Here is a 12,857-nt window from a genome sequence, read left to right as displayed (position 1 = left end):
CTACTCAAAGGAAGTGAGGTATGTTCTTAAACTTGACGTCTAAGGTACTTCACTTCTAGTGAGCACTTGATTTCTTGTGCTTGCGATAAGGCCGAAACCTAATCGCTGCACTCGCATCAAGCGCCCACACTTATCGGTTGTTTAGTTGTTAAAGAGCGGTACTGCTAAATTCTGTACTACTGGTTTCTGCCCTCAACTTCGGCTAACTTCGCTTTCGCGTCGTCGCTGTCGCTGCAGCAGAGAAACGAGATTATGAAGAAGTTTTTATCGCTTGTCAAGTCAGCTTCGCTTTTGCTTTACGCCGCTGCGTCACTTACTTGCTGCGACCTCTTCAGGCCTCGCCAGGACTTTTGACCTGCCCTAGCAGTTATTGAAACTTCAGGGTAAACCCTAATTTTTCAGTAACTGCCAAGCCCAAAACTATAGCACAATTTTTGCAGATCTTGCAACTGGCTCCTGCCTGATTTGCGTCGATCCTTGCAATAACCGCTTGGCGCTCATTACTGATTGCCGTTGCGGCAGGTGAGATTGGGTTGCCCCGTCACCTGTTGCACTTGCTTGGCTTCGCGTCTCAAAACTGTCTGAGCTGCGAAGGAGCGAGACTATAGCACAGAATTTTGGNGAGATTGGGTTGCCCCGTCACCTGTTGCACTTGCTTGGCTTCGCGTCTCAAAACTGTCTGAGCTGCGAAGGAGCGAGACTATAGCACAGAATTTTGGGCTGTCATGCCAGTGTCGCAAATTTTTGGTGTGTCGTCGGTGGCGAGGCGCCGCCGACCACGGGTAACGCGATTCGCTGTCTCTCTATACATATATATCGAACCAGCGAGAAGCCCGTGGGTGGTAGGCGGCAGACGCGGCGGGCGGGACCACTTACCAGCGCAAGTGATGATTGTTGCGCAACCGCGCGAGATCGCGGCTCAGGGCGACTTCGTTTACCAGCCATTGGGGCGCGCCCACGTCATTGAGCAGGTGGGTATCCATGTCTTGTGCGAGGTTGCGCATACGCCGTTCGTTGCGGCGAGCACAGTAGGCGTTCCACAGACGCGCCAGGAAACTGCGGTCTGGCGCCTGGGCGCTTTCCAGCACGGCGACCGGTTCGGCGTCGGCCAGGTTGGCTTTGGGGGGTGCACCGGCCAAGGTGACAGGCGGCATGAAAGGCTGAGCGGTCATCACGGGCTCCTTTGCTGATCCGTTTTGGTAAGCGTAGTCGCCCAATATCCTCCTGAAAATCGAATTGTTTTGGCATGATCGGTAAGCTAAGATGACCAGTCGAATTCCAGCCTGGATCTGCCATGCGATTGCCCCTCAATACGCTTCCTGCGTTTCGCGTTGTCGCGGAATTGCAGAACCTTCGCGCTGCGGCGGAGCGCCTTCACCTCACGCATAGCGCGGTCAGCCAGCAGATCAAGGTGCTGGAAGAGCAGATTGGTTTTCCGCTTTTCGAGCGCAGCGGGCGCGGCATCGTCCTCAACTCGGCGGGCGCGGCACTTCTGTGCAGCGTGCAAAGCGCCATGGCGCTGCTCGATGAAGGGCTTATGACTGCGAGCGCGGCTGCGTCCGGCAGCGAGCAAAGGCTGCGGGTGTCCGTGCTGCCTTCGTTTGCCCAGCGGTGGTTGCTTCCGCGCATGGCACGTTGGCGCGCACGGCATCCCGGCCTGGCGTTGGAGATCGAGACGTCCCAGCAATTGGTCGACTTGTTGCGCGACGGCTTTCATGCCGCGCTTCGAATCGGGCAAGGGCCCTGGCCCGGCGTGGAATCTGAGCCGCTGTTCGATGTGCCCTTGCCGCTCATCGTGCTTGCTTCGCCCGAGACGATGGCCGCCCTGCCCGACAACTCCCCCCAAACGTTGGCGCGCCAACCGCTGCTGGGCGAACGTGAGCTATGGCAGCATTGGTTTGCAGCGGCCGGATTTCCGACTCAGGTCACGCCTGTGGCGTCATTCAACGATGCGGGAATGATGCTGCAAGCAGCTGAGCAGGGGCTGGGGATTACTTTGGGCCGAGAACTGCTGGCGGCGGACGCGCTGTGCGCGGGGCGGCTTGTGCAGGTGTCGCCGGTGCGGGTGCAATACGAATTGGCGCAGACCTATCACCTGGTCTATCGGCCAAGCTTGCGGGACTGGGCGCCCCTGGCCGAGTTCAAGCAGTGGCTGCGCGACGAACTGGAAATTTCGCGCCAGACTCTGGTGACCTCCAAGTCCGAGGACGAGAACGAGGCCCAGTGAAAAAAAAGGTAAAGCAGCACGCAGCCGCTTTACCTTGACCAAAACACGGCGTCCGGCAGGACCTAGCCTCAAATAGCCTGGGTTCGCTTCGCTCGAAACCCAGGCGGACGCCGCGACGGCGGCAGTCAATCTTTAGTCCCGCGTCAGGCGACCTTGCGGGCGGATGCGGCGACCGGCTGCATCGAGTCGGTTTCGTTGAACCGCTGATGCCACGAGAATGCTTCTTCGAGCAGATGCGGCGTCTGACCGCCGCGTTCGCAGGCGCGATCGAAGTAGTCTTGCAGCGCGTCGCGATAAGACGGATGCACGCAGTTCTGGATGATGGCCCGCGCGCGCTCGCGCGGGGCGAGACCGCGCAGGTCGGCCAGACCGCATTCCGTGACCAGCACATCGACATCGTGCTCGGTGTGATCGACATGGGACACCATCGGGACCACGCTGGAGATGTCGCCACTCTTGGCCATCGACTTGGACACGAAGATCGAGATATGCGCGTTGCGGGCGAAGTCGCCTGAGCCGCCAATGCCGTTCATCATGTGCGTGCCGCCAACGTGCGTGGAATTCACGTTGCCGTAAATGTCGAATTCCAGCGCCGTATTGATGGCAATGATGCCAAGGCGCCGCACGATTTCAGGCGCGTTGCTGATCTCTTGCGGGCGCAGCACGATGCGCTGGCGGTAGTGTTCCATGTTGGCGAGGATCTTTTCATACACCGGCTTGGACACGGTGATGGAGGACGCCGATGCGAATGCGAGCTTGCCCTGGTCGAGGAGCTCGATGGCGCTATCCTGCAGCACCTCGGAGTACATGACCAGGTGCTCGAAGTCGGATGACTCGAAGCCGTGCAATACCGCATTGGCGATGGTGCCGATGCCTGCCTGCAGCGGCAGCAGCGAATTGGTCAGACGGCCGGCGTTGACTTCGCCGCGCAGGAATTGGTTGATGTGGCCCGCGATCGCGTTGGTTTCTGCATCGGGCGGCAGCGCGTTGGAGGGACTGTCGGGCTCCTGCGTGATGACGATGGCAGCGATGCGGGAAGGATCCACCTCGATGAAGGGCTGGCCGATGCGCTGGTCTGCCGACACCAGTCCGATGGGCTGGCGGGCGGGACGATCGCCGGGGATGTAGATGTCGTGCAGACCTTCGATGGCCGCGGGCACGCTCGTGTTCAGTTCGACGATGATCTTGTCGGCCTGTTGCACGAACGACGCCGAATTGCCCACCGACATCGTCGGCACGATCGCGCCGGTTTCGGTGATGGCGGCGGCCTCGATGATGGCCACGTTGATGGGGCCCAGGTGACCGGCCCGCAATTGTTCCACCGTTTCGGACAGGTGCTGGTCGATGAAGGCGATTTCGCCTTGATTGATCTTGCGGCGCAGGGTCGTGTCGACCTGGAACGGCAGGCGCCGCGCGAGCGCATTGGCCTGCGCCAGCATCTTGTCAGTGTCGTGCCCGAGCGATGCGCCGGTGATCAAGGTGATGGAGAGCGGTTCGCGTTCGGCTCGCGCGGCCAGCGCGGCGGGCACCGACTTACAGTCGCCCGCCCGGGTAAATCCGCTCATTCCGACGGTCATTCCGTCCTGAATCAGTAAGGCGGCCTGTTCGGCTGTGGTGATCCGGGCGTGCAGTTCTGGGTTGCGGATCCGGTCGAAAGGCATGTTGTCTCCAAATTCAAAGGCTTGCGGCTTAGGGCCGGGCGCGGCGAAGGATCTTCAGCGCCCGGGCACCGTCTGACGCGGCGTTTCCCGAGGTTCCAAGGGCCGCGGATGCGGGCGATGGAACGATTTTTCGGCAGTATAGGAACGCGGGCGCAAATCTCGTAATGACTTAAAATCATCCAATCCAGTCGTTTTTTTCATCATTTGCGTTTTTGTCGCGCATCGCGCGAAGGGGTCAGCTTTCCCATGGACGTGCGCGCTTTGCGGTATTTCGTGGAAACCGTCCGCCATGCCAGCTTCACGCAGGCAGCGAAGGCGCTGTTCGTCACGCAGTCCACGGTGAGCAAGATGATCCGGCAGCTGGAAGAAGAAGCCGGCACGCCACTCCTGATTCGCGATGGGCATACGGCCCGCCCCACCGATACAGGCCGGGTCATGTACCAGCGCGGTCTGCAGGTGCTGGAGACCATGCGCCAGCTGTCGGAAGAACTGCGGCAAACCGCGGAACTGGGGCGCGGCGCGCTGGAGGTCGGCATCCCCCCCATGATCAATCTGCTGTTCACGCCGGTGGTAAAGCGGTTTCGCGAATTGCATCCCGGCATTCATCTGACACTGCGCGAAGGGACCGGTCAGGCCGTGGAAGGCCTGGTGGCAAGCGGCGAACTGGAGGTTGGAGCCACCATCCTGCCGGTCGCCCCCGACGGCGGCCTGGTTGCTCAAGCGTTTGGCAGCTATCCGATTTGGGTGATTGGACCGCCCGACGCGCCATGGTCCGGAAAGACCTCATTGCCGCTGAGCGCGTTGCGCGACGCGCGGCTGCTGATTCCCACCGACGACTTCGCGATCACCCGGCGGTTGCGCCAGGCGTTTGCCGATGCGGGACTGCAGCCCAGCATCGCGGCGCAGAGCGCTCACTGGGATTTCCTGGTGGCGATGGCGTCGGCAGGGCTGGGGGTGGCCCTGCTTCCCGAACCCCTGATGCAGCGGATGAAGACGCGGGGCCTTAGCACCGCCAAGCTGGCGAAGTCCGGCATGCAGTGGGAAGTTGGGCATATCTGGCTGCAATCCGGCTATCTGTCGTTTGCCGCCCGCGCCTGGCTGGAGGTGTGCGATGCCGTGCTGGGCAAGCCTCGGAGCCGGGCGGCGCGCGCCCCCCACGCATCTGGGAGTTGAATCCAAACGTTCGGCTCGTAAACAGGGGTTGCTAGGGGGCCATGGCCGCCCGCGCGCGACGCCCAAGCGCCGCAAATCCGGCCCCGTTTTTATGCCCGCCAACGGCGATATTCACCGCGCAGGCGTGAACTCTAAAATTTAGGGACGCAACAGCATTTTTGTTGCAACGGGCAGCCGGGCGGCTTGTTATGCTGCCGCCTCGACGCGAGCAACTCGCCCCAAGAACATGATCCCCACCACGTACCCTCTGCTCATGCGCGCCCGCCTCGTTCGCGCGCCCAACCTGGCGGCGCTGCTTGCCGCGCTGCTGCTGGTGTTCAGCTTGCTGCCGGCCTATGCGGCGCCGCCCGCTACCCCAGCCGACACCGAAGCCGTACTGGCCGCCGCGCGTAAACAGATCGACGAGATCCGCAAGCAGATCCCCGACCAAACGGACGACGCCGTGCTGCTCAAACAGCGTGGCGAGGCGCTGGACATCCAATCGAAGGCGGATGCCGCCACGGAGGCGCTGACGCCGCAGCTGGCCAGCGTGACGGCGCGCCTGAGCGAACTGGGCACGCCGCCGGACGGCGCCAAGGAAGCGCCCGATGTGGCGGCACAGCGCACGCAGCTTGAGAAAAACAGCCGCGCCCTGGACGCGCAACTCAAGCTGGCGCGGCTGCTGTCGGTAGACGCCGGACAGACCGCCGAACAGATATCGGCCCAGCGGCGCAAGCAGTTCCAGGCGCGCCTGGGCGAGCGTCGCGATTCCTTCCTGTCTGGCCAGTTCTGGACCGAATTCCGCCAGGAATTCCCCCGGGATCTGGAGCGGCTGGAAGCCTTGCGCGATGACCTGGCTACCGCCGTCGGACAGACGCCCAAATGGGGCTGGCTGCTGCTCGCCGTCGTTGCCGGTCTGGCGATTGCCCTGCGCGTCTGGGTTGGCCGTTACCTGCTGCAGGTGACGGCAACGCGCGTGCCGCCTGGCCGGTTGCGCCGATCTTTCCTGGCCGTGGCCCTCGTCGCGCTGTCGGTCGCGACGCCCGGCGTGATCGCCTTGCTGATCCAGGCCGGCCTGGACTGGCGGTCGCAACTTTCGGACCGCACCGCGTCACTCCTGACCAACCTGGTGGCGACCGTGTGTTTTGGCGGGTTCGTTTCGGGGCTGGGCTTCGCGCTGCTGTCGACCAATCGTCCTTCCTGGCGCCTGCCGCCGGTCAGCGACATCGTCGCGAACCGCCTGCGCTGGCTCCCCGGCACGCTGGGCGTGCTGGTGGTCCTGATCTGGCTCGCCGAAAGGTTGCCCGTACTGCTCGACGCCAGCCTGACGACGACCATTACGCTGACCGGCATCGTGGGCGTGCTGAGCATGGCGATGCTGGCCGCCGTATTGGCAATCAGCCGTCGCCTGCGCCGGCAGGTCATGCAGGACAGCGAAGCGCCGATTCCGCTGTGGGTCTCGCTGATGCTGGCCGCCATCTGGACGGTGCTGATCGTCAGCCTTGCCAGCCTGCTGGCGGGCTACGTGGCATTTGGCAGCTTCCTGGTCAAGCAGGTGTTGTGGGTGCTGATCGTGCTGGCCTCGGCGTACCTGGCCTCCACGCTGATCGAGGACGGATTCAGCACGCTGCTGGGCACGGCGCACCGCGAAGGTGGCGAAGGCGAAGGGCCCAGCATGCGCGATCAGGCCGCGGTGCTCCTGTCGGGCCTTGGCCGCGTGGCGATCGCGTTGCTCGCAATCATTCTGGTGCTGGCGCCGTTCGGCGAAGCGCCGATGGATCTGGTGCAGCGGTTTGACCAGCTGCGGAAAGGTCTGGCCATCGGAGAGGCACAGATCCGACCGGGTGCGGTGCTGCAGGCGCTGATCGTGCTGGCGCTGTCGTTGCTGAGCGTCAAGATGCTCAAGCGCTGGCTCTCGAACCGCTACCTGCCCACGACCGAACTGGATCCCGGCATGCAGTTGTCTGCCGCGACGCTGTTCGGCTACGGCGGTTTCGTGCTGGCGGTGGCGTTGTCGCTGTCCGCGGCCGGGATCGGTCTGGAACGGGTCGCGTGGATTGCGAGCGCGCTGTCGGTGGGTATCGGTTTTGGCCTTCAGGCCGTCGTGCAGAATTTCGTGTCGGGTCTGATCCTGCTTGCCGAGCGGCCGGTGAAGGTGGGCGACTGGGTGTCGCTCGGCGGCGTGGAAGGCGACATTCTGCGCATCAACGTGCGCGCCACCGAGATCCAGATGGGCGACCGGTCCACGGTGATCGTGCCCAATTCCGAATTCGTGACGAAGACGGTGCGCAACGTGACGCGGTCCAACCCGCTTGGGCTGGTGCAGATCAAGCTGCCCATGCCGCTGTCGACGGATGCCGAAAAGGTGCGCGAGCTGATGCTGCAGGCCTTTGCCGATCACGAGGACGTGTTGGAGTCGCCTGCGCCCAACGTATTCCTGGATGGGATCGATGCAGGCCACCTGATCTTCAACGCGAGGGGCTACGTGTCCTCGCCCCGTGCGGCGTACGGCGTGCGAAGCGCGCTTCTGTTCACGGTGCTCAAGCGGCTGGACGAGGCCAAGCTCGAAGTGTCGTCGCCGCCGACGATGCTGATTGCGGCGGCGCCGGAGCCCGCGCAGGCGCCTGCGCCCATCGCGGTAGCCCCGCCCGCATCACCCTGATTGCCCGCACGGCCGCCCGGCCTCGGCCCCGCCGTCTCAGCCGGGCGAATACAGGTCGGCAAACTGCTGACGCTCCAGGCGGGGATTGCGAAGCGGCGGCGCGGTAAACGCCGCGCTGCGGGCCGACATCACGGGGTAGCCTTGCGGCGCCTGCGCCTGGGGCGCGACGGGCACGGGGCCCGCGGTCTGGACGGGCGTTTGCGGCGCGACCTGCGCCACGGCGCCGCTGTCGAACCGGTGATCCGCCGTCGTCAAGGCCGGATTGGTGCAAAGTCCCTGCGCCACCAGCGCCGCCTTGGTGCGGTCGTCGGTCTGGCACAGGATATCGATGGCTGCCGTTTCCAGACGCCGCGAGCGGTCCGCGTCCTTGGTCGACGCCGCCGCCTGCATCGTGCGCTCGAAGTTGCGGCGAAGGCTGCATTTTTGGTCTTCGATCGGAATCGCAACGTTCATCCCGAATCCCACGACGGAACCGCCGCCGCCCGCCGACACCATGCAGCTGTCGGACGAGAACGAGCCGTAGAAGCTCTGGCCGCCGACCGGCGGCGCGCTGCGCAACGTGCTGGTGCCGCTATTGCTGGAATTGAGCGTGATGCCCTGGTTGTTGCCCGCATTGGTCGACCCGGACGATGCCGAGGTCGAGGAGCTGGACGTGCTGGTCTGCGCCCCCGCCGACATGGCGGCAAGCGACAGGGAAATGGCTAGAACTATGGTCTTCATGATGTCCCCTCGCCCGGACGGCCGAAGCCGTCCGGATAATTCGGTCAGCGATTGAACCCGCCGACATGGCCCACCGCGCCGATGCCGTGTATCGACCCGAAAGCGCCGATGTTCGCTGCATGGAACGTCCCCGTCGCCGATGCGCTCGTTTCCGTCTTGCCGAATGTGGCGCCGCCGTTCGCGATGCTGTCGCCGACCATGATCGGCGCGTTGCCCGACACATGCCCGTAGGACTCGCTATTGGCGTATTGCCGTGTGCTGGTGACGACTTGCGTGCCGTCGCGGCTGAACGTGCCGCCGACCTCCGCGATGCCGCCCGTACTACCGAACGACGTCTGGCTCGATGAGCCGTAGCCGTTGATCTGGGTGGCGACCACCGAACTGCCGGTGGAGATGGATGACGCGGTACCGTTGATGGCGCCGGCGTGGCCGGTTACCGAACCTCCGACCTGGCCCGGGCCAGTGGCGTAAGCCGATGCGGCGAACAATGACAATGCGGCGACTGCTGCGAGCTTTTTCATTTGCGCTCCTCCTGATCCGTCTGCACGGATGCACAGGTGCCGGAGACCGACCGGCGCGGACCGTTACTCCCCCAGGTACTGCGCCCGTCCAGGGCCAGGGCGTGGGACTTTCGTATTGGTACGGAATGATTGCGCCGTCCTAGGCAGGTCGGTATCGGTTAAACGAACGACCGGGTCTTTCTGGCGGATGGACTCGCGAATTACACAAACCTGAAAGAGGAGACGCCGGGCCCATGCGGCCATGCGTATGGATGACGCCAAGCGTGCGCGAAGACCCGCCGTCCGGGCGGCTTTCAGCTCAAAGGATGGGTGTGCGCGCGGGCGGCTCGCGCATGATATCTAGCGCGCAAGAGGGCGAGCACCCTCTTGCGCCAGGCGTAGCCACCAGCCGGTCTCGCGCCGCGCCAGCATCAGGTCCACGGCCACCATGACCAGCAGGAATCCGCACTCGGCCAGATTCAGATTGGCGACAACTTGATAGGTCGCCAGCAGGGCGATGCCGGTGACGCCGGCAAGATATGCGGGCCAAGTGGGCGGCCCCCCGGACGCGACGGCTCGCGGGCGGCGCGACAGGCACAACCACGCCACCAGCGGCAGGCTCAGCATCGACAGAGGGATGTAAATGGCGATGGCCGACAGCAGCACGTCAACCGCGAACTGGGTATGCAGGAACAGGGACATCAATACGATCATGCCGACGCCCACATACCAGAGCAGGCGAACGGAAATGAGACGAGTCAAGGTAACGGCTCGGTGATTCATCAATCGGACTGGAAGCGGAAATTTCGGCCATACTACTCCCGGCCTTGCCCCCCTCCCCCTTCAATCGGAGACAAAACCATGATTCAGGAGATTGCCAGCATCCACGTCCGCGAAGGACAGGAAGCGCTGTTCGAAGCCGGTGTGACTCAGGCTAAGCCGCTTTTTCTGCGCGCCAAGGGTTGCCATGGCATGGAACTGTACCGCAGCATCGAGCAGCCGCAGCGTTACACGCTGGTGGTGGACTGGGAAACGGTCGAAAACCACATGGTGGATTTCCGCGAATCGCCCGATTTCCAGGAATGGCGCAAGCTGGTGGGCGGCTTTTTCGTCGAGCCGCCCCAGGTGCACCACGAACAGAAAGTGATCTGAGCGCCCCCGCGCCGGGCGGCAGCACGGCGCGGCACTATTCTTGGGGCGGCTCGTTGTATTTACGCGCACTGCGCCGGAACGCGTCGGCGGGGTACTTGCTGGCGTTCTTCTCCATCTTGCCGGCTACCGCCTGCGCGATATCGATGCCCAGCTGATCGGCAAGCGCCACGAGGTACATCTGCACATCGGCGATCTCGTCCGCGGCATCCGCAAGGCGGGCGGCAGACATATTGCGCGACTCGTCTTCACTTAGCCACTGAAACAGCGAAACCAGCTCGCCCGTTTCGCCCGCCAGGGCCATGGCCAGATTCTTGGGCGAATGGAACTGCTGCCATTCGCGTTCGGCCGTGAACTGACGCACGGCAAGCCGGATCTCATGCAGGTCTGACATGGAAACTCCCACAAAAATGACGCCGCGCTAAACCGAGGCCAGCCGAGCGCTGGCCGCAAGCGCAACCGCAACCGTCGTGCGCACGTCGGCCAAGGCCCGGTGGGTGGGCTGCGAAGCGCCCACGTGCCGCGCAAGGATGTCGAGCTTGTGCGACGTCAGCTCGGGCCACGCGCGGCGCGCCAGCGCCAACGTGCAGTGGGTGGCGTTCGAGAAAGGCATCCCCGTCTGGTCTGCCGCCGCGCTGAGGAAGCGCCGATCGAACGAAGCGTTGTGGAAAAACACCGGCAGGTCCTCGACAAACGCCAGGAACGAAGAAAAGGCCTGCGCGACCGGTATGCCGTCGCGATCGACTTCGGCCTGCGTGATGCCGGTAAGGCGGGAAATGAAGGAGGGCACGCGTGCGCAGGTCCGCACGACCTGTGTGTACTCGTTCACCACGACGCCGCCCTCGCCGACCCTGACCGCCGCGAATTCAAGGATTTCGCAACTGGCAGTGGACAGGCCGGTCGTTTCAAGGTCGGCCACGATGAACGGGCCGCCCAACGCGTCAAGGGCTTGCGTGACCGCGGCCTGAACTCGGGCCGCCGGCCGGGAGGAGCGTGCCGGTGATGCGCCGCTCGAAGGCGTGCGCCGATAGAAAAAGCTCACGGGCCTACTCCGCGGGATGCAGCGCTGCGAAGCGGTCCGAACCGTCGGCAAGCTTGCCAAAGAACAGCTCGGCCGGTCGCACCCACAGACCGCGCGCGTGCGGCCAAAGATGTTCGTACACCACCATCGACTCCTCGGTCTCGGAATGGCGGGCAGTGCCCACATAGCGATACAGGCCGCCCTTGTAGTGGCGGCCACCGCCACGGCAAAGGCGGCGTAGGTGTGGCTGGAAGGAAAGGAATTGAACTGCTGGGCGCGGGAAAACGATTCAGGATCGGCAATGCCGTCTTTATAGCGCAATCGGGACCCGCTTCGCGCGGGCTGGGCCGCGTCACGCGGCGCGCAGACGTGCCGTAGCCTCGACGCGGGTTTCGGTCAGGTCTTCGGTGACGCCGGCCAGCTTGGCCGATTGCGCGAGCGACACTTCAACGACCTGACCCATGATTTCGGTGACGCGGCGCGATGAGGCGACGATGCCCTCCATCGTGCCTCCTGCTGACTGGACGTGCACCGCGCCACCTTCGACCTGCGCGACCGACGTCGTGATGAGCGCCTTGATCTCCTTGGCGGCGGCGGCGCTGCTCTGCGCCAGGTTGCGGACCTCGGACGCCACGACCGCGAACCCCTTGCCGTGTTCGCCCGCGCGCGCCGCTTCGACCGCGGCGTTCAGCGCCAGGATGTTGGTCTGGAATGCGATGCCGTCCATGACCCCGATGATTTCGGAAATTCGGCGCGAACTGCCGGTGATGGCTTCCATCGTGGCCACCACCTCGCGCATCGTGTCGCCACCGGTTTCCGCGACGCGGCTTGCGTCCTGCGCAAGGCTATTGGCCTGCCGCGCCCGTTCGGCGTTCTCCGTCAGGCCTTGCACGGCGACCTGCAACGTCTGCGCCGCCGTAAACCGCTTGGTAATGTCGGTGGCAAATTTCACGACCTTGAAGGGCCGGCCGTGCGCGTCGAAGATCGGGTTGTAGCTGGCTTCGATCCACACCTGGCGGCCGCCCTTGCCCAGGCGCATGTACTGACCCGTGTCATGTTCGCCATTGCGCAGTCTGCGCCAGAAATCCTTGTAGGCCGTGCTTCTCGCCTCGTCGGCAGTTACGAACATGCTGTGGTGCCGGCCCAGCACCTCGTCCGCGCGATAGCCCACCGCACTGAGGAACAGGTCGTTGGCGCGCATGATGGTGCCGTCCAGTTCGAACTCGATGATCGCCTGAACCTTGCAGATCGCCGCGAGCTGGCCTTCGGAATCCGCCTGCCGGTGTTGCTGCTCGGTGATGTCCGTGGCGTACTTGATGACCTTCAGTGGCTGCCCGCGCTTGTCAAAGATGGGGTTGTAGGACGCCTGCAGCCAAACATCCGATCCGTCTTTGCGAATTCGCCGGTAGCGGCCGGAATCATGGGCGCCCTGCCCCAGCCTTTCCCAGAAGGCCGCATACTGCGCCGACCCGCGCTCTTGCGGCGCGATGAACATACGATGGTGCTGTCCCTGGATCTCGTCGAGCGCATAGCCCATGGTGTCCAGGAAATTCTGGTTGGCCGTCAGTATGTGGCCGTTCAGATCAAACTCGATGACCGCCTGCGATTTATGGATCGCGTCGATTTGTCCGAGCAGATCTGCTTTGTCGGTACCGCGGTATCCACGGATGAAGCGGCCAAGAGTATGCCAAAGCATGGTGACCTCCAGGGGTGAGTTTGCCGGCGTGCCTGGTACACGTGTATCTAATAGATACTATTAATCCCA

The 12,857-nt window shown here is 63.6% G+C and carries 12 protein-coding genes and 1 pseudogene; 4 read left to right on the top strand and 9 right to left on the bottom strand.

Annotated features, from left to right (window positions below; all coding sequences use genetic code 11):
- Positions 1–872: 872 nt before the first annotated feature.
- Complete coding sequence (locus ASD87_RS27420; protein WP_235512791.1) at positions 873–1,172, bottom strand: hypothetical protein; 300 nt, start codon at positions 1,170–1,172, stop codon at positions 873–875.
- Positions 1,173–1,294: 122 nt separating this feature from the next.
- On the opposite strand from ASD87_RS27420, the gene ASD87_RS23005 reads away from it, so the two are divergent.
- Positions 1,295–2,227: a LysR substrate-binding domain-containing protein gene (locus ASD87_RS23005; protein ID WP_056326949.1), complete on the top strand. Its 933-nt coding sequence runs from the start codon at positions 1,295–1,297 to the stop codon at positions 2,225–2,227.
- 143 nt (positions 2,228–2,370) lie between these two features.
- Here ASD87_RS23005 and ASD87_RS23000 read toward each other — a convergent pair whose 3' ends face one another.
- Positions 2,371–3,888 (bottom strand): acetyl-CoA hydrolase/transferase family protein, encoded by a 1,518-nt coding sequence (locus tag ASD87_RS23000; protein WP_056326947.1) that lies wholly within the window; start codon positions 3,886–3,888, stop codon positions 2,371–2,373.
- Between the two features lie 246 nt (positions 3,889–4,134).
- Here ASD87_RS23000 and ASD87_RS22995 point away from each other — a divergent pair, with 246 nt between their 5' ends.
- Both ASD87_RS22995 and ASD87_RS22990 read left to right on the top strand, forming a co-directional pair.
- Positions 4,135–5,061, top strand: coding sequence for a LysR family transcriptional regulator (locus ASD87_RS22995; protein WP_056326945.1), 927 nt, complete (start codon positions 4,135–4,137; stop codon positions 5,059–5,061).
- A gap of 226 nt (positions 5,062–5,287) precedes the next feature.
- A complete protein-coding gene (locus ASD87_RS22990; RefSeq protein ID WP_056326943.1) occupies positions 5,288–7,702 on the top strand; it encodes a DUF3772 domain-containing protein in 2,415 nt (804 codons plus the stop codon).
- A gap of 36 nt (positions 7,703–7,738) precedes the next feature.
- On the opposite strand, the gene ASD87_RS22985 is transcribed toward ASD87_RS22990, so the two are convergent.
- The 3 genes from ASD87_RS22985 to ASD87_RS22975 form a co-directional block, all read right to left on the bottom strand.
- Positions 7,739–8,422: a hypothetical protein gene (locus tag ASD87_RS22985; RefSeq protein WP_056326941.1), complete on the bottom strand. Its 684-nt coding sequence runs from the start codon at positions 8,420–8,422 to the stop codon at positions 7,739–7,741.
- 44 nt (positions 8,423–8,466) lie between these two features.
- Entirely contained in the window at positions 8,467–8,943 is a 477-nt protein-coding gene (locus ASD87_RS22980) for a hypothetical protein (protein WP_056326939.1), read from the bottom strand.
- Between the two features lie 339 nt (positions 8,944–9,282).
- On the bottom strand, positions 9,283–9,684 hold the full coding sequence (locus ASD87_RS22975) for a hypothetical protein (protein ID WP_235512790.1): 402 nt from the start codon (positions 9,682–9,684) through the stop codon (positions 9,283–9,285).
- 99 nt (positions 9,685–9,783) lie between these two features.
- On the opposite strand from ASD87_RS22975, the gene ASD87_RS22970 reads away from it, so the two are divergent.
- Positions 9,784–10,074, top strand: coding sequence for an antibiotic biosynthesis monooxygenase (locus tag ASD87_RS22970; RefSeq protein WP_056326936.1), 291 nt, complete (start codon positions 9,784–9,786; stop codon positions 10,072–10,074).
- Between the two features lie 34 nt (positions 10,075–10,108).
- Here ASD87_RS22970 and ASD87_RS22965 read toward each other — a convergent pair whose 3' ends face one another.
- The 4 genes and pseudogenes from ASD87_RS22965 to ASD87_RS27560 all read right to left on the bottom strand — a co-directional run bounded on the left by ASD87_RS22965 (position 10,109) and on the right by ASD87_RS27560 (position 12,788).
- Positions 10,109–10,465 carry a nucleotide pyrophosphohydrolase gene (locus tag ASD87_RS22965; protein WP_056326934.1) on the bottom strand — a complete coding sequence of 119 codons (357 nt, stop codon included), beginning with the start codon at positions 10,463–10,465 and terminating at the stop codon, positions 10,109–10,111.
- A 27-nt stretch (positions 10,466–10,492) separates the two neighbouring features.
- Entirely contained in the window at positions 10,493–11,113 is a 621-nt protein-coding gene (locus tag ASD87_RS22960; protein WP_082586404.1) for a PolC-type DNA polymerase III, read from the bottom strand.
- 4 nt (positions 11,114–11,117) lie between these two features.
- Positions 11,118–11,306 (bottom strand): annotated as a pseudogene (locus ASD87_RS26755) (DUF1653 domain-containing protein); the annotation flags it as partial.
- A gap of 138 nt (positions 11,307–11,444) precedes the next feature.
- Complete coding sequence (locus ASD87_RS27560; RefSeq protein ID WP_056326930.1) at positions 11,445–12,788, bottom strand: methyl-accepting chemotaxis protein; 1,344 nt, start codon at positions 12,786–12,788, stop codon at positions 11,445–11,447.
- Positions 12,789–12,857 lie beyond the last annotated feature (69 nt).

The sequence above is a fragment of the Achromobacter sp. Root170 genome (assembly GCF_001428165.1).
Taxonomy (GTDB): Bacteria; Pseudomonadota; Gammaproteobacteria; order Burkholderiales; family Burkholderiaceae_B; genus Achromobacter; species Achromobacter mucicolens.
The sequence above is the reverse complement of the archived record's forward strand: the minus strand, read 5'-3'. Positions and strand labels throughout refer to the sequence as shown.